Source organism: Microvirga splendida, from assembly GCF_016427565.1.
GTDB lineage: Bacteria > Pseudomonadota > Alphaproteobacteria > Rhizobiales > Beijerinckiaceae > Microvirga > Microvirga splendida.
Window position 1 is genome coordinate 1 of record NZ_JAELXT010000035.1, and the last position, 19,108, is coordinate 19,108.

Annotated in this window: 21 protein-coding genes; 10 read left to right on the forward strand and 11 right to left on the reverse strand. The window is 66.1% G+C overall.

What is annotated here, in order from left to right:
• Positions 1-130 precede the first annotated feature (130 nt).
• Positions 131-511: a YybH family protein gene (locus tag JAO75_RS21260; protein WP_199051149.1), complete on the reverse strand. Its 381-nt coding sequence runs from the start codon at positions 509-511 to the stop codon at positions 131-133.
• 248 nt (positions 512-759) lie between these two features.
• On the opposite strand from JAO75_RS21260, the gene typA reads away from it, so the two are divergent.
• Together typA and JAO75_RS21270 are read left to right on the forward strand one after the other, a co-directional pair.
• Positions 760-2,586: a translational GTPase TypA gene (typA, locus tag JAO75_RS21265; protein ID WP_199051150.1), complete on the forward strand. Its 1,827-nt coding sequence runs from the start codon at positions 760-762 to the stop codon at positions 2,584-2,586.
• 73 nt (positions 2,587-2,659) lie between these two features.
• Positions 2,660-3,340: a glutathione S-transferase family protein gene (locus JAO75_RS21270; RefSeq protein WP_199051151.1), complete on the forward strand. Its 681-nt coding sequence runs from the start codon at positions 2,660-2,662 to the stop codon at positions 3,338-3,340.
• Here JAO75_RS21270 and JAO75_RS21275 read toward each other — a convergent pair.
• The 10 genes from JAO75_RS21275 to ubiE form a co-directional block, all read right to left on the reverse strand.
• Positions 3,337-3,501, reverse strand: a complete 165-nt coding sequence (locus JAO75_RS21275; protein WP_199051152.1) for a hypothetical protein — start codon at positions 3,499-3,501, stop codon at positions 3,337-3,339. The two genes, JAO75_RS21270 and JAO75_RS21275, sit on opposite strands and share 4 nt — an antisense overlap.
• Before the next feature lie 19 nt (positions 3,502-3,520).
• Positions 3,521-3,841, reverse strand: a complete 321-nt coding sequence (locus tag JAO75_RS21280) for a hypothetical protein (protein ID WP_199051153.1) — start codon at positions 3,839-3,841, stop codon at positions 3,521-3,523.
• A gap of 13 nt (positions 3,842-3,854) precedes the next feature.
• Positions 3,855-4,103, reverse strand: a complete 249-nt coding sequence (locus tag JAO75_RS21285; RefSeq protein ID WP_210340355.1) for a hypothetical protein — start codon at positions 4,101-4,103, stop codon at positions 3,855-3,857.
• A gap of 12 nt (positions 4,104-4,115) precedes the next feature.
• On the reverse strand, positions 4,116-4,472 hold the full coding sequence (locus tag JAO75_RS21290) for a hypothetical protein (protein ID WP_199051154.1): 357 nt from the start codon (positions 4,470-4,472) through the stop codon (positions 4,116-4,118).
• A gap of 145 nt (positions 4,473-4,617) precedes the next feature.
• Entirely contained in the window at positions 4,618-5,598 is a 981-nt protein-coding gene (gene cysK, locus JAO75_RS21295; protein WP_199051155.1) for a cysteine synthase A, read from the reverse strand.
• 74 nt (positions 5,599-5,672) lie between these two features.
• A complete protein-coding gene (locus tag JAO75_RS21300; protein ID WP_199051156.1) occupies positions 5,673-6,122 on the reverse strand; it encodes an RrF2 family transcriptional regulator in 450 nt (149 codons plus the stop codon).
• A gap of 13 nt (positions 6,123-6,135) precedes the next feature.
• Entirely contained in the window at positions 6,136-6,591 is a 456-nt protein-coding gene (gene dut / locus JAO75_RS21305; protein WP_199051157.1) for a dUTP diphosphatase, read from the reverse strand.
• Complete coding sequence (coaBC, locus tag JAO75_RS21310; protein ID WP_199051158.1) at positions 6,588-7,802, reverse strand: bifunctional phosphopantothenoylcysteine decarboxylase/phosphopantothenate--cysteine ligase CoaBC; 1,215 nt, start codon at positions 7,800-7,802, stop codon at positions 6,588-6,590. The genes dut and coaBC overlap by 4 nt, the downstream gene beginning before the upstream one ends.
• The gene (gene ubiB, locus JAO75_RS21315; RefSeq protein ID WP_199051159.1) at positions 7,799-9,373 is read right to left on the reverse strand and encodes a 2-polyprenylphenol 6-hydroxylase; all 1,575 of its coding nucleotides are present in this window, start codon (positions 9,371-9,373) and stop codon (positions 7,799-7,801) included. The genes coaBC and ubiB overlap by 4 nt, the downstream gene beginning before the upstream one ends.
• 3 nt (positions 9,374-9,376) lie before the next feature.
• On the reverse strand, positions 9,377-10,126 hold the full coding sequence (ubiE, locus tag JAO75_RS21320; protein ID WP_199051160.1) for a bifunctional demethylmenaquinone methyltransferase/2-methoxy-6-polyprenyl-1,4-benzoquinol methylase UbiE: 750 nt from the start codon (positions 10,124-10,126) through the stop codon (positions 9,377-9,379).
• A 184-nt stretch (positions 10,127-10,310) separates the two neighbouring features.
• Here ubiE and mutM point away from each other — a divergent pair, with 184 nt between their 5' ends.
• The 8 genes from mutM (at position 10,311) to JAO75_RS21360 (ending at position 19,057) form a co-directional block, all read left to right on the forward strand.
• Positions 10,311-11,198, forward strand: coding sequence for a bifunctional DNA-formamidopyrimidine glycosylase/DNA-(apurinic or apyrimidinic site) lyase (mutM, locus tag JAO75_RS21325; RefSeq protein WP_199051161.1), 888 nt, complete (start codon positions 10,311-10,313; stop codon positions 11,196-11,198).
• 86 nt (positions 11,199-11,284) lie between these two features.
• Positions 11,285-12,058: an enoyl-CoA hydratase gene (locus JAO75_RS21330; protein ID WP_199051162.1), complete on the forward strand. Its 774-nt coding sequence runs from the start codon at positions 11,285-11,287 to the stop codon at positions 12,056-12,058.
• Between the two features lie 2 nt (positions 12,059-12,060).
• Positions 12,061-12,864 (forward strand): TSUP family transporter, encoded by an 804-nt coding sequence (locus JAO75_RS21335; protein WP_199051163.1) that lies wholly within the window; start codon positions 12,061-12,063, stop codon positions 12,862-12,864.
• Between the two features lie 174 nt (positions 12,865-13,038).
• The gene (rpsT, locus tag JAO75_RS21340; RefSeq protein WP_036354247.1) at positions 13,039-13,305 is read left to right on the forward strand and encodes a 30S ribosomal protein S20; all 267 of its coding nucleotides are present in this window, start codon (positions 13,039-13,041) and stop codon (positions 13,303-13,305) included.
• An 827-nt stretch (positions 13,306-14,132) separates the two neighbouring features.
• Positions 14,133-15,584, forward strand: coding sequence for a chromosomal replication initiator protein DnaA (gene dnaA, locus JAO75_RS21345; protein WP_246742645.1), 1,452 nt, complete (start codon positions 14,133-14,135; stop codon positions 15,582-15,584).
• A gap of 136 nt (positions 15,585-15,720) precedes the next feature.
• Complete coding sequence (gene dnaN / locus JAO75_RS21350) at positions 15,721-16,839, forward strand: DNA polymerase III subunit beta (RefSeq protein WP_199051165.1); 1,119 nt, start codon at positions 15,721-15,723, stop codon at positions 16,837-16,839.
• A gap of 242 nt (positions 16,840-17,081) precedes the next feature.
• Positions 17,082-18,263, forward strand: coding sequence for a DNA replication/repair protein RecF (recF, locus tag JAO75_RS21355; RefSeq protein WP_199051166.1), 1,182 nt, complete (start codon positions 17,082-17,084; stop codon positions 18,261-18,263).
• Complete coding sequence (locus JAO75_RS21360; RefSeq protein ID WP_199051167.1) at positions 18,260-19,057, forward strand: CPBP family glutamic-type intramembrane protease; 798 nt, start codon at positions 18,260-18,262, stop codon at positions 19,055-19,057. The genes recF and JAO75_RS21360 overlap by 4 nt, the downstream gene beginning before the upstream one ends.
• Positions 19,058-19,108 lie beyond the last annotated feature (51 nt).

Below are 19,108 nucleotides of genomic sequence, written 5' to 3' on the forward strand. Positions count from 1 at the left end.
ACCGCGCGTGACGAGCAGTCTGGCTCTCACCTTCCACACAACCATCGAGCCGGGCTGCCCAGCACGCCACCCTCGACCGACCTTCAGGCTCGCAGCACCCGCTGCGGGCCCCAAGGCGCTGGCCATTTCACTAAATAGTGACCGGCTCCGGTGTCGTTCCGCCGCCGTCGAGCACGAATTTCCAGGAGCCGTCCGATTGCCGCTTCCAGATGCTCACATAGACCCCGTGGCCCTTGATCTCCCCGCCCTCGCGGAGCGTATAGCGGCCGAAGGTGTAGCCGAGGTCCTGGCTTTCGGCGATCTCCGCCTTGAGGGGCTCCCACGACAGGGCCGAGCCGGTGACCTTGGAGAAGGATTCCACGAAAGCGGACCGGCCGAGCAGCGGCATGCTGCCCGGGCGGATCATCACCGGATCCTCGGCGGAATAGGCGATGAAGGCTTTTCCCGTGCCTTCCCTCTGGGCCATGTCGTTGAAGGCCCTGTCGGTGTCGATCAGTTGCTGAACTGACATGTGTTTCGAGTACCTCGCGTGACGAACGGGCAGGGAGCCGTGCCGGCGGCCGCCGCCCATGGCTTCATGCCATCCTGCAACCCTGTAGCGCGAGTTTGCTGTCCTGCCCAGCTTGCAATCCTGTTTCCCGCCCTATTGCGGCCTCACCCCGATGCCTATATGGCAGTGCAATCATTTTCGCCCGGTACGAGCCAGGGGCGCGGCCACGCTTGCCGCGAGCCGGGCTGCTTTGCTTTGAAAGACCCCTTATGAAACTACGCAATATCGCCATCATCGCCCACGTCGACCACGGCAAGACCACCCTCGTCGACAAGCTCCTCCAGCAATCGGGCAGCTTCCGCGAGAACCAGCGCGTGGAAGAGCGCGCCATGGACTCGAACGACCTCGAGAAGGAGCGCGGCATCACGATTCTCGCCAAGGCGACCTCGGTCGTCTGGAAGGATACCCGCATCAACATCGTCGACACCCCCGGCCACGCCGATTTCGGCGGCGAGGTGGAGCGCATCCTGAGCATGGTGGACGGCGCCATCGTGCTGGTGGACGCGGCCGAAGGCCCGATGCCGCAGACCAAGTTCGTGGTCTCCAAGGCCCTCAAGATCGGCCTCAAGCCGATCGTGGCCATCAACAAGATCGACCGTCCCGATGCCCGGCACACGGAGGTCATCAACGAGGTGTTCGACCTGTTCGCGGCGCTCGACGCCACCGACGAGCAGCTCGACTTCCCGATCCTCTACGGGTCGGGCCGCAACGGCTGGATGGCGAAGTCCCCGGAAGGCCCGAGCGACGAGGGCCTGGCGCCCCTGTTCGATCTCGTGCTGGAGCACGTGCCCCCGGCCAAGACCGAGGAAGGCCCGTTCCGCATGCTCGGCACCCTGCTCGAGGCCAACCCCTTCCTGGGCCGCATCGTCACCGGCCGCATCTCCTCCGGCACCGTGAAGCCGAACCAGTCGATCAAGGTGCTCGACCGCGAAGGCAAGGTGGTCGAGACCGGCCGCGTGTCCAAGATCCTCGCGTTCCGCGGCCTCGAGCGCCAGCCCATCGAGCTCGGCGAGGCCGGCGACATCGTGTCCATCGCGGGCCTCGTGAAGGGCTCGGTGGCCGATACCTTCTGCGCGCCCGAGAACGACATTCCGATCCAGGCCCAGCCCATCGATCCGCCGACCGTGACCATGTCGTTCATCGTCAACGACTCACCGCTTGCCGGCACCGAAGGCGACAAGGTGACGAGCCGCATGATCCGCGACCGCCTGTTCAAGGAAGCGGAAGGCAACGTGACCCTCAAGATCGAGGAAGCCTCCGACAAGGACTCGTTCTACGTGTCCGGCCGCGGCGAGTTGCAGCTCGCGATCCTGATCGAGACCATGCGCCGCGAGGGCTTCGAGCTCGCCGTGTCGCGTCCCCGCGTGGTCTTCGAGAAGGACGAGGCCGGCCAGCTGCTCGAGCCCATCGAGGAAGTGGTCATCGACGTGGACGAGGAGCATTCCGGCGTCGTCGTGCAGAAGATGTCCGAGCGCCGCGCCGAGATGGTCGAGATGCGCCCCTCCGGCGGCAACCGCCAGCGCCTCGTGTTCTACGCTCCCACCCGCGGCCTCATCGGCTACCAGGGCGAGCTGATGACCGACACCCGCGGCACCGCGATCATGAACCGCCTGTTCCACGCCTACGAGCCCTATCGCGGCGAGATCGCCGGCCGCCGCAACGGCGTGCTGATCTCGAACGATTCCGGCGAGGCCGTGGCCTACGCTCTCTGGAACCTCGAGGATCGCGGCCCGATGATGATCGAGCCCGGCTGGAAGGTCTATCAGGGCATGATCATCGGCGAGCACAACCGCGAGAACGACCTTGAGGTCAACGTGCTGAAGGGCAAGAAGCTCACCAACATCCGCACGACCTCCAAGGACGAGGCGGTGCGCCTGACGCCGCCGATCCGCATGACCCTGGAGCGCTCGCTCGCCTGGATCCAGGACGACGAGCTCGTCGAGGTGACGCCGAAGTCGATCCGCATCCGCAAGGCGATCCTCGACCCGAACGACCGCAAGCGCGCCGAGAAGCAGAAGGAAGCCCTGAGCGCTTAAGCAGCGCCTTGGGAACAGTTGAAAGGCCGCTCTTCGGAGCGGCCTTTTTCATGAACGAAGATCGGGAGGCATCATGCTGAAGATCCACGGCTATGCGGGGTCCATCAACGTGCGGAAGGTCCTCTGGACCTGCGCGGAACTCGGGCTTGCCTTCGAGCGCATCGACTGGGGCGGCGGAACGCGGCCCGTCACGGACCCGGAGTTCCAGAAGCTCAATCCGGTCGGCATGATCCCGGTGCTCGAGGATGCGGGCCAGCTCTTCTGGGAATCGAACAGCATCGTGCGCTATCTCGCAGCGCGCGAAGGCCGTGACGACCTGCTGCCCACGGATCCGGCCAAGCGTGCGCATGTCGAGAAGTGGATGGACTGGCAGATCTCCGATTTCAACAACACTTGGCGTTATGCCTTCCAGGCGACCGTGCGCCGGAACCCGAGCTTTCAGGACGAGGCGCAGGTTGCGGCCTCGTGGGACAGGTTCTGCGCTTCGGTTCGGGTGATCGGGCAGGAATTGCAGCGCACCGGCGCCTACATCGCGGGGCCGCATTTCACCTGTGCCGATATCGTGATCGGCCTGTCGGTTCACCGGTGGCGGAGCATCCCGCTCGACCGGCCCGATCTGCCGGCCATCGACCGCTATTACGATCGTCTGTGCGAGCGGAAGGGTTTCGGATCTACGGGCGGGACGGGGGCTCGTAAAAGGAGAAGCCGGTTATCCCGGCTTCTCTCCAAGACGTCAGCGCATGAGCGGATCTAGCCCTCGGCCTTGTCGCTCTGCCCCTTCTTGGCACCCTCGCCCATCGGGTTCGTCGAATCCTCGCCCGCGGCCTCGGGATTCTCACGGCCCTGCGGAGTCAGGCGGGGAGCGCTGATATCTTTCTCGGTCGCTTGATTGGACTTGTCGTTCGATTGAGCCATCGTGTCACCTCGCTTGAAATCAGGAAGGACCGCCCGAGCCGTCCGTGGTGCCGGAGCCGGAATCGGAGCCCGCATCGCCCTCGTTGCCGAGGGAGCGCGAACCGCTCGGATCGGTGAGTCCGGTCGCACGGCCCCCGGCATCGGTGCCCTGGGACGCGCTGCCCTTCGGCCCGCCGGGAATGGTGCCTGACCCCACCTGGGTCTTGTTGGACGGATCCACTGCACCGCCGAGGTCGAAGCCGGGGCGATCCTTGGCGCCGGGGCCAGGGTCGCGGGCGGCGGCCTCCCGATCAGGGCGCTCGGTGGGGACGCGAGGTCCCGAATTCTTGTTCTGCGTCATGGCCGTCTCCGCATCATGAACTGGTCGAGTCGGTCGCGTCCCGGTCGCCCGCATCGGGCAGGGCGCCCGTACCCGGGGTTGCGTCCGGGTTCGTCAGCGAGGGCTTGCTGTGCGGACCCGCCGCCGGCTGCTGGCCGCCGGGCTGCTTGTCCGCCGAAGCCTGTCCGCCGCCCTGCGGCCCGTCGCCCTGCGGATCGAGCCGCTTTGACTCCACGTCCTGCTTCGTGTCTTCGGTGTGGTTGCCGTAGCCTGCATTGCCCATGGCGCTCTCCTGCTAGCCCTTGTCCTTGCCGTTGACCGCGGTCGCACGCTCGATGGCCTCGGCGGTGGCGTCCTTGTCGCCGGGCGACAGGCTGGCGTCGCTCAGGTGCTTGGTGGTCTCAGGGGTCTCGGCGGCGGTGAGCTCGTCATGGCCGTCATGCCCGGCTTTGCTCGTCTGGCCGGTCTGGCCCTGGCGATAGGCATAGGCCTCGCCGCCGGGCTGGCTCCACACGCGCCGCAAGGTGGCGTTGCCCTCGACGCCGCCGTCCCGGTTGGGATCGACAGGGCTGTCGATGCCGCCGCGCTGCTCGTTGCGGATCTGGTCCGCGTTTTGGTCCTGCAATGAATGGGGAGCTTTGCGGTCCGCCATGATGAACTCCTTGAAAACCTTTGAATTCGTATGTCGCAAGGAGAACCCGAGGGATCAGGGGAAGTTCTGGCTAAGCTTGGAGGACGCGCCAACAAAAAGGGCGGCCCGAGGGCCACCCTTTGGATCGTCTCGCCGGATGAAGGGTTCAGAGCCCTTCGAAGAGCGCGCTCGAGATGTAACGCTCGGCAAAGGAGCACGCGACCGTGACGATGCGCTTGCCCTTGAACTCGGGCCGCGAGGCCACTTCGAGGGCTGCCGCCACATTGGCGCCCGTCGAGATGCCGCCCGGGATACCTTCGAGCTTGGCGAGCTTGCGCGCCATGTCGAAGGCAGTCTGGTTGCCCACCGTGACCACCTCGTCGATCACGGAGCGGTCGAGCACGTCCGGCACGAAACCCGCGCCGATGCCCTGGATCTTGTGCGGACCCGGCTGGCCGCCGGACAGCACCGGTGAATCCTCCGGCTCCACGGCGATCACACGCAGGCCCGGCAGGCGCGGCTTGATCACCTGACCGACGCCGGTAATCGTGCCGCCGGTGCCCACCGCCGAGATAAAGGCGTCGAGTTGGCCGTTGGTGTCGTTCCAGATCTCCTCGGCGGTTGTCTTGCGATGGATCTCGGGATTGGCCGGGTTCTTGAACTGCTGCGGGATGACCGAACCCGGAATCTCGCGGAGCAGTTCCTCGGCACGGGCGATGGCGCCCTTCATGCCCTGGGGGCCGGGGGTGAGTTCGAGTTCGGCCCCGAGGAAGGCCAGCATCTTGCGCCGCTCGAGCGACATGGTCTCGGGCATCACCAGGATCAGGCGATAGCCGCGCGCCGCCGCCACGAAGGCGAGCGCAATGCCGGTATTGCCGGAGGTCGGCTCGATCAGGGTCGCGCCGGGCTTGATGTGGCCGGCAGCCTCCATGGATTCGATCATGTTGACGCCGATGCGGTCCTTCACGCTCGAAAGCGGATTGAAGAACTCGAGCTTGAGGAGAATCTCCGCATCGACCCCGTGCTCCTGCGGCAGCCGGTTCAGGCGCACGAGCGGGGTATTGCCGATGGTTTCCGTGATGGAGCCGTAGATGCGGCCGCGGCCGGGCTTCGTGCCGGTGCCCGATGCGTTGACGGTATCAGCCATGAGATCCTCCTTGCAGAACGGAGGAACCTTATCTTTTTCCGCAGCGGGTGTCGATATTTGGAATAATTCACATATCAGATCGTGAAATCAACGGTCGTGATGGAGTCGACCGCCGATTCCGCCTGCGCCTTCTGGCACAGATCCTCGACCGTCACCTTGTCGAGTTCGCTCAGGAAAGCCTCGGTGCCGCGCTGGACCAGCGGGCCGACCACGGCCTCGGCCAGGCGCGATTCGGGAACCGGCGACGAGCCATCCTCCTCCAGGGCCGCCATGGCGATGCGCACGATGTCGCCCGCCGTGATCCGCCGTCGCTCGCGGGCCAGCTCATAGCCGCCCCGCGGTCCGCGCACGCCCTTGAGGATGCCCTGGCGCACCAGCGCCTGCAGAACCGGCTCCAGATAGCGCGGCGGCAGGTTGTGCCGCGCGGCCAATGCCTTGGCTGAGACCGGCATGGGCCGGGCGTGGAGCGCGATGTCGGTGACGGCCGCGATGGCGAGAAGCGAGCGGCGTGAGAGAAAGTTCATGGCGAATGCTCCCCTACCCCAATCCCGTCGAGCCGAACCCGCCGGCGGCGCGCGGCGTGTCATCGACCTGCTGCACCTCGACCGGCTCCACCTGAAGCACCGGCGCAACGATGACTTGAGCAATGCGCATGCCGCGCGTGACGGTGAAGGACTCAGCCCCCAGGTTGACGAGCAGCACCTGCACCTCGCCGCGGTAATCCGCATCGACGGTGCCGGGCGCATTGAGCACCGTGACGCCGTGCTTGAAGGCCAGCCCCGAACGCGGGCGCACCTGGGCCTCGAAGCCCGGCTCGAGCTGAAACACGAGTCCCGTGGGAACGAGAACACGCTGCATCGGCTGCAGGACGATCGGCGCATCGGCAGGATTGGCGGCAACGAGATCCATGCCCGCAGCGCCCGCCGTCTCGTAGCGCGGCAGAGGGAGGTCGGCGGCGTGCGCGAGACGCTGGATGCGCAAACGATAGCTCATGGCGTCTTGCCTCCGACCATCGCGCCAAGACGCTCGACGAGCTTTTTCGCCACATCGGTTTTCGACAGGGTCGGCCATGTCTCCACATCCGACGCCGTGACGAGATGCACGGTGTTGCTGTCGCCGCCCATCACGCCGGTTTCCGCAGAGACATCGTTGGCGACGATGAGGTCGCAGCCCTTCTTGGCGAGCTTCTGCTTGGCATGCTCGATCACGTTCTCGGTCTCGGCCGCAAAGCCCACCATGAGCGGCGGACGATTGCTTGCGCGCCGGGCGATGGTGGCGAGGATGTCCGGGTTTTCGGTGAGCGACAGATTCGGCAGCGCGCCGTCCTTCTTCTTGATCTTCTGCTCGCCCGCATTGGCGACGCGCCAGTCGGCCACGGCGGCGGCGAAGATGCCGATATCGGCGGGCAGCGCCTGCTCCACGGCCTGCAGCATCTCGCGGGCGCTCTCCACATGCACGACCGTTACGCCCGCGGGATCCGGCAGGGTCACGGGGCCGGAGATCAGGGTGACGCGCGCGCCGGCCTCAGCGGCGGCCTTCGCGATGGCGTGGCCCTGCTTGCCGGAGGAGCGGTTGGCGATGTAGCGCACCGGATCGATGGGCTCATGGGTCGGGCCGGCGGTGACGATCACGTGCTTGCCCGCAAGTGGGCCCGAGGGCGCCAGCAGCCGCTCGACGGCCGCCGCGATCTCAAGGGGCTCCGCCATGCGGCCGGGGCCGAACTCGGCTTCCGCCATGGCGCCCTCATTGGGGCCGACCACGTGAACGCCATCCGCCAGCAAGGTCTTCAGATTGCGCTGCGTCGCCGGGTGCAGCCACATGCGCACGTTCATGGCCGGTGCAATCAGGATCGGCAGGGTGGTGGCGAGCAGCACCGTGGAGGCGAGATCGTCGGCGTGTCCGCCAGCCATCTTCGCCATGATGTTTGCGGTGGCGGGTGCCACGACGATAAGGTCCGCATCGCGGGCAAGCTTGATATGACCGATATCGGCTTCGTCCTCGCGGTCGAAGAGATCCGTGTGCGAGCGCTGTCCGGTGAGCGCGGAGGCGGCGAGCGGCGTGATGAAGGCTTGAGCGCCATTCGTGAGAATGCAACGCACGGAGGAGCCGCGTTCGCGCAGGCGGCGGATGAGATCCAAGGACTTGTAGGCCGCGATGCCGCCGCCGATGACGAGGAGGATGCGTTTGCCCGAAAGCGCCGTCATGCGAAGCCCCTGAACAGCATGATCATCAGCGAGGCCGCGATGATCCACAAGGCCGCCACGCCCCAGCGGTTGCCCCGCGCCTCGGCGCGCCCGATGGCCGCGACGCTGTCCTGATTGAGGGAAACGCCTTTGGCCGTTACGTCCTCGAGCTGGTTGAGCACCCGCTCGGCACGCAGGGCCAGCTCCGGCAGGTCGCCGATGACGCCGGCGAGGGTCCACAGGCCACGGCCTGCCTGCTCGGCGCGGCCGAGGGGGCCGAGATTGCGCTCGATCCAGTCGCGCACCACGGGCTCGGACGTGGTCCACATGTCGAGCTTCGGGTCGAGGTTGCGGGCCACGCCCTCCACCACCACCATGGTCTTCTGCAGCATGACGAGCTCGATGCGCGTCGCCATGTCGAACAGCGCCGTGATCTCGAAGAGAAGCGTCAGCAGCTTCGCCATGGAGATCTCGTCGGCCCGTCGGTCGTGGATCGGCTCGCCGATAGCGCGGATGGCTTGGGCGAAGTCCTCCACCGAATGATGCGGCGGCACATAGCCCGCCTCGAAATGCACCTGCGCGACGCGCAGGTAATCGCGGCGGATGAAGCCGAGAAGGATCTCGGCGAGGAAGCGCCGTTCCTTCATCCCGAGCCGGCCCATGATGCCGAAGTCGACGGCGACGAGACGGCCTTCCTTGTCCACGAACAGGTTGCCGGGATGCATGTCGGCGTGGAAATAGCCGTCACGGATGGCATGGCGCAGGAAGGATTGGATCACCGCACGCCCGAGCGCCACCCGGTCGAAGCCGGCGGCTTCGATGGCGGCGAGATCGTTGAGGCGGATGCCTTCGATCCACGTGGTGGTGAGCACGTCGCGGGCGGTCAAATCCCATTCCGGTTTCGGCACGCGGAAATCGGGATCGTCCTTCGTGTTCTCCGCCAGTTCCGAGACGGCGGCGGCCTCCAGGCGCAGATCCATCTCGACGGCCACGGAACGGGCCAGCGCCTCCACGATTTCGAGCGGCTTGAGGCGCTTGGCATCGGGCACCACGCGCTCGAACAGGCGGGCTGCGGCGCGCATGGCCTGAAGGTCGCGGGCGAAGCCCTCGCGAACGCCGGGCCGCACCACCTTCACGGCGACCGTTTCTTCGCCCTCTGCGGTACGGAGGCGGGCCTTGTGGACCTGCGCGATGGAGGCGGCGGCGATCGGCTCGCTGAATTCCAGAAAGAGCACGTCGATGGGGCGGCCCAGGGCGATCTCGACCATGCGCACCGCTTCCGCCCGGGGGAAGGGCGGCATGCGGTCCTGCAGACGTTCCAGGTCGCGGGCAGCCGCAACGCCCACGATGTCGGGGCGGGTCGCCAGGAACTGGCCGAACTTCACGTAGGACGGCCCGAGCCGCGTCAGTGCCTTGGAGAGCCGCGCCGCGCCGTCGCCGGCCTGAGGACGCTCGACGAGACGGGCCATCTTCAGCCCGAAGCGGGCGGCCGGCGGCAGGGCGCTCGGATCGACGAGCGCGAGCGCACCCTCACGGGCCAGGACGAAGCCGGCATGCAGGTTGCGGGCAAGATGAAAGACGCTGCCGATCACGCTTTAAATCTTCCAGCCCGAGTGAATGGCCACGACGCCGGCCGTGAGCGAGCGATGGGTCACGCGCTTGAAGCCCGCCTCCTCGATCATCCGCGCGAAGGCGGCCGGGGGCGGGAAGCGGCGGATCGACTCGACGAGGTACTGGTAGGATTCCGCATCCCCGGTCACCATCTGGCCCAGCCGCGGGATGACGTTGAAGGAATAGGCGTCATAGATCCTGTCCAGCACCGGCACGTCGACCTTGGAGAATTCCAGGCACAGGAAGCGGCCGCCGGGTTTCAGCACCCGGTGCGCCTCGCGAAGCGCCGCATCGATGCGCGGCACGTTCCGGATGCCGAAGGCGATGGTGTAGGCGTCGTATGTCTTGGATTCGAGCGGCAGTTCCTCCGCATTGGCCTCGACGAAATCGATGCGACCTTCGTAGCGGTGGCCGGCCCGCTCGGCGCCGACTTTCAGCATCTCGCCATTGATGTCGAGCACGGTCACGCGGGTCTGCGGGCCGCTCTCGTCCAGGATGCGGAAGGCCACGTCCCCGGTGCCGCCGGCCACGTCGAGGTGGCGGAAGGGCCGGTCGCGGGGCGGGCGCAGGGTGGAGATGAGGGCGTCCTTCCAGAGGCGGTGGAGGCCTGCGGACATGAGGTCGTTCATCAGATCGTAGCGGCCCGCCACCGAGCGGAAGACCTCGTTGACCTTGCCCTGCTTCTCACCCAGGGGCACGGACTGGAACCCGAAATGGGTGTTCTCGTCGGTCATGATGTCTGAGCCTCTTGTCACCTAGAGCATCGGATATATCCGATGCTCTACCCTTTGAAGCGCGCATCGTTGGGCGCGGAAAACCGAAAACCACTTTTCCGCATGATGCGCTAGTGTCGCGATCCATAGCGGAAGCGGGGCCCAAAGGCTATGTAAGAGCCCTCAAGAAGCCGAGAGATGGTTGATGCCCGAACTGCCCGAAGTCGAAACCGTGCGCCGGGGCCTGGAGCCCGCCATGGTGGGAGCCCGCTTCACCAGGGTGACCCAGCGCCGCCCTGACCTGCGCTTCCCCTTCCCCGAACGGTTCTCGGAGCGGCTGGAGGGGCAGGAGGTCAAGGCGCTCGGCCGGCGGGCCAAGTATCTGCTCGCCGATCTCTCCTCCGGCGAGGTGCTGGTCATGCATCTGGGCATGTCCGGCCGGTTTCTCGTGACGAAGGACGGGGCCACCCGGATGCCGGGCGAGTTCCACCACGAGCATGGAGGCCTGGGGGCTCACGACCATGTGGTGTTCGGGCTCTCCAACGGCACGACCGTCACCTATAACGACGCCCGCCGCTTCGGCTTCATGGATCTGGTGCCCCGCCAGGAGATCGAGACCTCGAAGCATTTTGCCGGCATGGGCATCGAGCCCCTCGGCAACGAGCTCTCGGGCGAGACCATCGCCCGGCTCTTCGCGGGCAAGCGCACCCCCCTGAAGGCGGCCCTTCTCGACCAGCGTCTGATCGCCGGCCTCGGCAATATCTATGTGTGCGAGGCCCTGTTCCGCACCGGCCTCCACCCCGAGGCTCCGGCCGGATCCCTCGTGACCAAGAAGGGCGAGCCCACCGACAAGGCGCGCCAGCTCGCCGACGTCATCCGGGACGTTCTCTCCGAGGCGGTGGAGGCCGGCGGCTCGACCCTGCGCGACCATGCGCGGGTCGACGGTTCGCTGGGCTATTTCCAGCATTCGTTCCGGGTCTACGACCGGGAGAGCGAGCCCTGCGTCACGCCCGGCTGCAAAGGCACGGTCACGCGGCTCGTGCAGTCCGGACGCTCCACCTTCTACTGCCCGGAATGCCAGAAGCGCTCCTGATCTCAGGGCAGGGCTTTTCGGATTTTCACTTGCCGGGTCATGCGCCCTCGCCTACCGGTGTCTCATCATCGAGCAGGAGATGCCCCATGGCTTTTGAGACGATTCTCACGGAGACGCGCGGCAAGGTGGGGTTGATCACCCTCAACCGGCCACAAGCCCTGAACGCCCTCAATTCCACGCTCCTGGGCGAGGTGAACCAGGCGCTCGACGCCTTCGAGGCGGACCAGAATATCGGCTGCATCGTCATCACCGGTTCGGAGAAGGCCTTTGCGGCCGGCGCCGACATCAAGGAGATGGCGGAACTCACCTACCCGCACACCTACATGGCCGATTTCTTCTCCGGTTGGGAGAAGGTGTCGGGCCGGCGCAAGCCGATGATCGCCGCGGTGGCGGGCTTCGCGCTGGGCGGCGGCTGCGAGTTCGCCATGATGTGCGACTTCATCATCGCGGCCGACAACGCCAAGTTCGGCCAGCCTGAGATCAAGCTCGGCGTGATGCCCGGCATGGGCGGCACCCAGCGCCTCACTCGGCTGATCGGCCGGGCCAAGGCCATGGAGATGTGCCTGACGGGCCGCATGATGGGCGCGGAGGAAGCCGAGCGCTCCGGGCTCGTCGCCCGCGTGGTACCGCTGGCCGACCTCATCAACGACGCCCTGAAGACGGCGGACACCATCGCGTCCATGTCGCTGCCCATCGCCATGATGACCAAGGAGACGATCAACCGGGCCGACGAGGTGTCGCTCTCGGAAGGCATCCGCTTCGAGCGGCGCCTGTTCCACGCCATGTTCGCCACCGCCGACCAGAAGGAAGGCATGACGGCCTTCGTCGGAAAGCGTTCGCCTGAGTTCAAGAACGGCTGATCGTGTTCGATCTCGGCCTGGACATGATCGCGGCGCTCGCCGCGGTCTCTCTTCTTGCGGGATTCGTGGATGCCATTGCCGGCGGCGGCGGGCTTCTGACCGTGCCGGCCCTTATGCTCGCAGGCCTCGATCCGGCGCAGGCGATCGCCACCAACAAGGTGCAGGGCTCGGTGGCGGCGGCCTCCGCCACCTATACCTTCGGCCGCAAGGGGCTGATCGAGTGGAGGAAGGCCTGGGGCTTCACCCTGGTGGCGTTCGCGAGCAGCATCGCGGGAGCCTTGTGCGTCCAGTTCCTGCCGCGCGCCGTGCTCGAGGTTCTGATCCCGGTCATGCTCATCGCGATGGCGATCTACTTCGCCCTCTCGCGCAAGATGAAGGATGAGGACGCCCATGCGCGCATGACGGCCCTCGCCTTCGGCCTCACCGCGCCCGTCGCCATCGGCTTTTATGACGGCATCTTCGGGCCGGGTGCCGGCTCCTTCTATATGCTCGCCTTCGTGACGCTGCTGGGCTACGGGGTGGTGAAGGCCACCGCCCATACCAAGCTCGTCAATTTCGCGAGCAACTTCGGCAGCCTCCTTCTCTATGGAATGACCGGCGCCGTGGTCTGGCCCCTGGGTTTCGTGATGGCCGGCGCGTCGCTGCTCGGCGCCCAGATCGGAGCCCGCCTTGCCATGCGACTGGGCTCCCGGCTCATCCGGCCGCTGCTGGTCGTGGTGTCGAGCCTGATGGCCCTGAGGCTCCTGCTCGACCCGGCCAATCCCTGGCGGCAGGCCCTGCAGAAGGCCTCCCTGGCGCTTTTTTGACGCGCAAAGGCCTATGGTCGTTGACGTTCGCAGGCATCGCGTCTATAAGCCGCCTCACATGAGCCCGCGCGTCCCGCGGGCTCTTCGGTTTCCATGCAATCAACCGATCGCTGCCGGAGCTCTCGACGAGCTTGAGCTTGGCCATCGGGATTTTAAAAAGAACGAGGATGGGCCATGGCCAACACCGTGTCCGCCAAGAAGATGACCCGCAAGATCGCGAAGCGCACCGCGATCAACAAGTCGCGTCGCAGCCGCATGCGGACCTTCGTCCGCAAGGTTGAAGAGGCCATCGCTTCCGGCAATCAGACCGAGGCTGCGGCCGCTCTGCGCGCTGCCGAGCCGGAGATGATGCGCGCCGCCCAGAAGGGCATCGTGCACAAGAACACCGCGTCGCGGAAGGTCTCGCGCCTGGCGAGCCGCATCAAGACGCTGAGCGCCTAAAAAGCAGCTCCACAAGCTGCCTTTTCATCACCGATCAGACCCGGCCGCGAGGCCGGGTTTTTTCATGCCTGAAGCCGGAATCTGCGCCTAAATTTTATCCACACGAGAGCTTGACTTTATCCCCGCTAGACAGGGTGAAAGCTCCACAGCCCAGATTCAAACTGCACATAAAAGATCAAGCTTCTTCAGGATCTTAGCAGGCAAAGCATCGCGAAGCATCAGAATCACCCTCCGAGTCACCGCGAATCGGTTCTGAATCAAGGTTGCGCGAAAACTCTTTTTTGAGCCTGCGCACAGGCTGTGGTGACACAGTGAATCAGTTGAAGAGTCAGGACTTTAAAGCCCAGATTCAAAAGCTGTGGACGAAGCTGTGAACGCCGCCGGAGCCTGTCAGGGGCTTGTGACTCGATTGGGCCATATTGCACGTCCCGCCGCACCCTGTGTAAGGTCAACTTGCTTCAGCGGCTCGCCGTTAAGTCAATCACTCAAAGATCGAATTAAAGACACCATGCGCGGGGATCAGTCATTGTTTCAATCTCGAAAGAAGCAAGTGAAGGCTCATCCTTTCCCAAGGGGTAGACTTGATAGACCTTGAGTGATGACGAAGGAGGTGGCAGCTGACGACCATCTCCACTTAAACGTAACCGAATAATCTTAGTACAATTAGGGGCGCCACGTCTTGAACAACCTGTGAGGTATCTGTGCCTTGGTGTTCAAGATGGGTCATGCGTGGGGGTTTCCCGCCTTTTAAGGGAGGAAGCCTCGTGGAGGAATTGATGTATCGCAGCGAAGATCACCGCACCTTTGCCGCTCCCAGCGAGAACGGCATGGATGCTCCGGGCGAGCAACCGGCCCCAGAGGTCTGGGCGCGGGTCAAGCGCCGCCTGCGGGCCGAACTGGGCGAGGATATCTTCGCCAGCTGGTTCGGCCGCCTGGAGCTGGACTCGGTGGTCGAGGGCTGCGCCTATCTGACCGTTCCCACGCGCTTCCTGAAAAGCTGGATCGAATCCCACTACGCCGACCGGGTGCTGACGGTTTACCGCTCCGAGTCCGGCGACGTGGAGCGCGTCTCCATCGGCGTGCGCAACACCCTCGGTCGCGATCCCGCGGCCCAGCGCCGGGCAAGCGAAGCTCCCCGTCCGGCCTCTGCTCCTTCCATGGCCATGCCGAGCATGAATCATGAGATCAAGGCTCCCTCCGCACCCTCCTCGAGCGAGGAGCGCGGCGAGGCCGGCGATCTCGGCGGCGCGCCGCTCGATCCGCGCCTGACCTTCGAGAGCTTCATCGTCGGCCGCTCCAACGCGCTGGCCCATGCGGCGGCGGATCGCGTCGCCCATGCGCAGAACGGCCAGGCGATCTACAACCCGCTCTACCTTCATGCAGGCGTGGGCCTCGGCAAGACGCATCTTCTGCACGCCATCGGCCACGCGGTGCGCGCCCAGGGCCGCCGCGTCATCTATCTCACCGCCGACCGCTTCATGTACGGCTTCGTCGCGTCCCTGAAGGCCCAGACGTCGCTCGCCTTCAAGGAGCGCCTGCGCGGCATCGACCTGCTCATCATCGACGACGTGCAGTTCATCCAGGGCAAGCAGATCCAGCAGGAATTCGGCCACACCCTGAACGCTCTCATCGATGCCGGCCGGCAGATCGTGATCGCCGCGGACCGTCCGCCGGCGGATCTGGAGAATCTCGACGAGCGCGTGCGCTCGCGTCTGGCCGGCGGCCTCGTGGTCGAGGTCAGCGCCCTCGACGAGGCGCTGCGCACCTCGATCCTCACCACCCGGATCGATGCGCTGAAGACGATCCACCCCACCTTCGACGTGGGGCCGAATGTGATCGCCTATGTGGCCCGCGCGATCACCGCCAACGGTCGCGACCTCGAAGGCGCCGTGAACCGCCTGCTGGCGCACGCGACGCTCACGAACTCCGCCATCACCCTGGAGACCGCCGAGACCGCGATCCGCGATCTCGTGCGCAACCGGGAGCCCAAGCGGGTCAAGATCGAGGACATCCAGAAGCTGGTGGCCTCGCGCTACAACGTCTCCCGCTCCGACATCCTCTCGGAGCGCCGCACCGCCGCCGTGGTGAAGCCGCGCCAGATCGCCATGTACCTGTCCAAGGTGCTGACGCTCCGCTCCCTGCCCGAGATCGGCCGCCGCTTCGGCGGGCGCGATCACACCACGGTGCTTCACGCCGTGCGCAAGATCGAGAAGGCTTTGGGCGAGGACCACGCGCTCTCCGACGAGGTCGAGCTCCTGAAAAGGATGCTGCAGGAGTAGGCCGCCAGGGCCGTTCCGGCCCGGCCTTGCTTTCTCCGGCGACAAAAGCCAATCTTGCTGCCCTGCTTGTCCTGCCCAAGGCTGACCTTGAGCGGGCGCAAGCCAAGAATTTCACCGAAACCGGGTGTCGAAGGTTATGAGAGTTACCGTTGAGCGCGCCGCTCTGCTGAAGGCGCTGGGGCATGTGCACCGCGTCGTCGAGCGCCGCAACACCATCCCGATCCTGTCCAACGTCCTGCTGCGGGCGGAGGAAGGCTCCCTGCGCCTCAAGGCCACCGACCTCGACATCGAGGTGACGGAGACGATCCCGGCCGACATCACGGAGGCCGGTTCGACCACCGTTCCGGCCTACATGATCTACGACATCGTGCGCAAATTGCCCGACGGCGCGCAGGTCTCCCTCGAGATGAGCCCGGACATGGGCCAGATGCAGATCCGCTCCGGACGCTCGCGCTTCATGCTGCAGGCTCTGCCGGAGAGCGACTTCCCGGATCTTGCCGCCGGCGACCTGCCGCACCGCTTCACGCTCGCGGCCTCCGACCTCAAGCGCCTGATCGAGAAGACGCAGTTCGCGATCTCGACGGAAGAGACGCGCTATTACCTCAACGGCATCTATCTCCACACGATCGATGCGGGCGGCACCATCGTCATGCGCGCGGTCGCCACCGACGGCCACCGTCTCGCCCGCGTGGAAATCGGGGCCCCGGCCGGCTCCGAGGGCATGCCCGGGGTGATCATCCCGCGCAAGGCCGTGGCCGAGATCGTCAAGCTCGTGGAAGACGGCTCCGAGAGCATCACCGTCGAGCTGTCCTCCGCCAAGGTGCGGCTGACCTTCGAGGGCGTGGTGCTGACCTCCAAGCTCATCGACGGGACCTTCCCCGACTACCAGCGCGTCATTCCGGCCGGGAACGACAAGGTCCTCGTGGTTGAGCGCGCCGATTTCTCCAAGGCCGTGGACCGCGTCTCCACCATCTCGTCCGAGCGCGGACGCGCGGTGAAGCTGGCCTTGAGCGACGGGCGTCTCACGCTCACCGTCAACAACCCGGATTCGGGCAGCGCGACGGAAGAGATCGAGGTCGACTACGATGCGGCGCCGATCGATATCGGCTTCAACGCCCGCTACCTCCTCGACATCGCGTCCCAGCTCGACGGCGACACCGCCGTGTTCAAGCTCGCCGACCCCGGCTCCCCCACCATCGTCCAGGACCGCGAAGGCGCAGCCGCGCTCTACGTCCTGATGCCGATGCGGGTGTGACGGCACAAGAGTCATCCCGGGGCCGCGCAGCGGAACCCGGGATCGTCTTCAAAATCAAACGCGATGTCATCACCGGCCTTGTGCCGGTGATCTCGTTTCAGGAAGACGCAGTGCTCTTCTCATCGGGATGGCCGGGACAAGCCCGGCCATGACGAACAAAGGGGCATGCCACGGTGTCCGATCAACGCTTCGGCCGTGCCGACGCTTGATCTTTCGCCCCCGCTCCTGAATGAAGGGGGCGCATGTCCTCCGCCCCGGTCGCCGCCTCCCGAATCGCCCGTCTGATCCTCCAGGATTTCCGCACCTATGCGAGCCTGGATCTCACCGTCTCGCGCCCGCTGGTGGCGCTGGTGGGCGAGAACGGCGCCGGCAAGACCAATGTGCTGGAGGCGATCTCCCTGTTCATGCCGGGACGGGGCCTGAGGCGCGCGGAACTCGCCGAGATGGCGCGCAACGAAGGGCCAGGCTCCTTCGCCGTGTCCGTGACCCTCGACGCCCCTTACGGCGAGCACCGGCTCGGCACCGGCCTGGAGCCGCCGGGCGAGACCGCACGCGCCTCGCGGGAAGGGTCCCGGGCCTCACGGGTCTGCCGCATCGACGGGATGACGGCCTCCTCGCCGACCGCCTTTGCCGAATACCTGCGCATCGTCTGGCTGACGCCCGATCTCGACGCGCTGTTCCGCGGGCCTGCCGGCGACCGGCGCCGCTTTCTCGACCGGCTCGTGCTCGCGGTCGATGCGGAGCACGGCACGCGGGTGAATGCGCTCGAGCGGGCCCTGCGCTCGCGCAACCGCGTGCTGGAGGAAAACCCCGACGACCGCCTCTGGCTCGATGCGCTGGAGCGCGAGGTGGCGGAACTCGCCATCGCGGTCGCGGCCGCGCGGCGCGAGACGGTGGAGCGCCTTGCGAGCCTGATCCTGGAAACCCGCGAGGAAGACTCCCCCTTCCCCTTCGCCACGATGGGTCTCGAGGGCGACCTCGACACCCTGGTGGCGACGCTCCCGGCCGTCGATGCGGAGGACCGCTACCGGGCCACCTTACGCGATTATCGCCCCCGCGACCGGGCCGCCGGACGCACCCTCGTCGGCCCCCAGGCTTCCGACCTGCTCGTGCGCCACGGCCCCAAGGACATCCCGGCCAACACGGCCTCCACCGGCGAGCAGAAGGCGCTGCTCATCGGCCTCGTGCTCGCCCATGCGCGGCTGGTGGCCAGCATGAGCGGCATCACGCCCTTCGTGCTCCTCGACGAGGTGGCGGCCCATCTCGACCCACGTCGCCGCGCCGGCCTCTTCGCGGCGCTGGAATCGCTGGGCGGCCAGGTCTGGATGACCGGCGCCGACCCGAGCCTGTTTGCCGAACTCGAAGGCCGGGCCGATGTGCTGCAGGTCTCCCCTGGCGTAATCGAACCTCTCAACGGACCATGACTGCCACAAATCGCTTCCTCAGACCGTTCCTTGCCCTCGCGGGCCTTGGGCTCCTCGGCATCCTCTCGCTCATCCCTTTGATCGAAGGCAGCATTGAGCAGGCAAGCCGCCTGCCCGGTGCGCCGCCGTTGCCGGATGCGGTCTTCGCGCTTCTGATTCTCGGGCAGCCGACACTCCTTCTGCTCGCTGCCGTTGCTCTTGGCGTGGCTCTTGCCGAGAAAGCCGGCCTGACCTCGCTGATCCTGCGTCGCCTTCGTGGAGAAGCGATCGGCCAGGGCGCGGACGGCTGGGGCCGGACGCTCCTCCTCGCCTTTGCTTTCGCCGCCGCGGTGGCAGCGGCGGATCTCGTTCTTCGCGGGATGTTTCCGGCCTCCCTCACGGCACTGCCCCGGCTCGACGACGTCACGCCGGCCGGCCGCATGCTCGCCCTCTTCTATGGCGGCATCACCGAGGAGCTGATGATGCGGTTCGGGCTCATGACGCTCCTGCTCTGGCTGGGCCTCCTGTTGACGGGAGGCCGCGGACGGCCCGTGCTGGTCTGGTTTGCCATCGGACTGACAGCTTTTGCCTTTGCGGCCGGTCATCTCGGCGCGGTCGCCGGAATGCAGCAGATGGACAATCAGGTTCTGATCGCCCGAATCCTTGTTCTCAACGGCGTTCTGGGCCTGCTCTTCGGCTGGCTCTATGCCTCCCGCAGCCTGGAACACGCCATGCTGGCCCATGCCGCCAGCCACGTGACCTTCTGGGGCATGACGCCCGTTCTCGCCCGGCTCGGGCAAGGCTTCGCCGGGTGACGGCAATCGTTCCGGAAGACAGGGCGAGCAGCCCGTGATGTAAACCATCAC

What these genes read in the sequence shown, in the direction of transcription:
- JAO75_RS21260 (WP_199051149.1), bottom strand. Translation starts at nt 511, where the DNA reads ATGTCAGTTCAGCAACTGATCGACACCGACAGGGCCTTCAACGACATG.
- typA (WP_199051150.1), top strand. Translation starts at nt 760, where the DNA reads ATGAAACTACGCAATATCGCCATCATCGCCCACGTCGACCACGGCAAG.
- JAO75_RS21270 (WP_199051151.1), top strand. Translation starts at nt 2,660, where the DNA reads ATGCTGAAGATCCACGGCTATGCGGGGTCCATCAACGTGCGGAAGGTC.
- JAO75_RS21275 (WP_199051152.1), bottom strand. Translation starts at nt 3,501, where the DNA reads ATGGCTCAATCGAACGACAAGTCCAATCAAGCGACCGAGAAAGATATC.
- JAO75_RS21280 (WP_199051153.1), bottom strand. Translation starts at nt 3,841, where the DNA reads ATGACGCAGAACAAGAATTCGGGACCTCGCGTCCCCACCGAGCGCCCT.
- JAO75_RS21285 (WP_210340355.1), bottom strand. Translation starts at nt 4,103, where the DNA reads ATGGGCAATGCAGGCTACGGCAACCACACCGAAGACACGAAGCAGGAC.
- JAO75_RS21290 (WP_199051154.1), bottom strand. Translation starts at nt 4,472, where the DNA reads ATGGCGGACCGCAAAGCTCCCCATTCATTGCAGGACCAAAACGCGGAC.
- cysK (WP_199051155.1), bottom strand. Translation starts at nt 5,598, where the DNA reads ATGGCTGATACCGTCAACGCATCGGGCACCGGCACGAAGCCCGGCCGC.
- JAO75_RS21300 (WP_199051156.1), bottom strand. Translation starts at nt 6,122, where the DNA reads ATGAACTTTCTCTCACGCCGCTCGCTTCTCGCCATCGCGGCCGTCACC.
- dut (WP_199051157.1), bottom strand. Translation starts at nt 6,591, where the DNA reads ATGAGCTATCGTTTGCGCATCCAGCGTCTCGCGCACGCCGCCGACCTC.
- coaBC (WP_199051158.1), bottom strand. Translation starts at nt 7,802, where the DNA reads ATGACGGCGCTTTCGGGCAAACGCATCCTCCTCGTCATCGGCGGCGGC.
- ubiE (WP_199051160.1), bottom strand. Translation starts at nt 10,126, where the DNA reads ATGACCGACGAGAACACCCATTTCGGGTTCCAGTCCGTGCCCCTGGGT.
- mutM (WP_199051161.1), top strand. Translation starts at nt 10,311, where the DNA reads ATGCCCGAACTGCCCGAAGTCGAAACCGTGCGCCGGGGCCTGGAGCCC.
- JAO75_RS21330 (WP_199051162.1), top strand. Translation starts at nt 11,285, where the DNA reads ATGGCTTTTGAGACGATTCTCACGGAGACGCGCGGCAAGGTGGGGTTG.
- rpsT (WP_036354247.1), top strand. Translation starts at nt 13,039, where the DNA reads ATGGCCAACACCGTGTCCGCCAAGAAGATGACCCGCAAGATCGCGAAG.
- dnaA (WP_246742645.1), top strand. Translation starts at nt 14,133, where the DNA reads ATGGATGCTCCGGGCGAGCAACCGGCCCCAGAGGTCTGGGCGCGGGTC.
- dnaN (WP_199051165.1), top strand. Translation starts at nt 15,721, where the DNA reads ATGAGAGTTACCGTTGAGCGCGCCGCTCTGCTGAAGGCGCTGGGGCAT.
- recF (WP_199051166.1), top strand. Translation starts at nt 17,082, where the DNA reads ATGTCCTCCGCCCCGGTCGCCGCCTCCCGAATCGCCCGTCTGATCCTC.
- JAO75_RS21360 (WP_199051167.1), top strand. Translation starts at nt 18,260, where the DNA reads ATGACTGCCACAAATCGCTTCCTCAGACCGTTCCTTGCCCTCGCGGGC.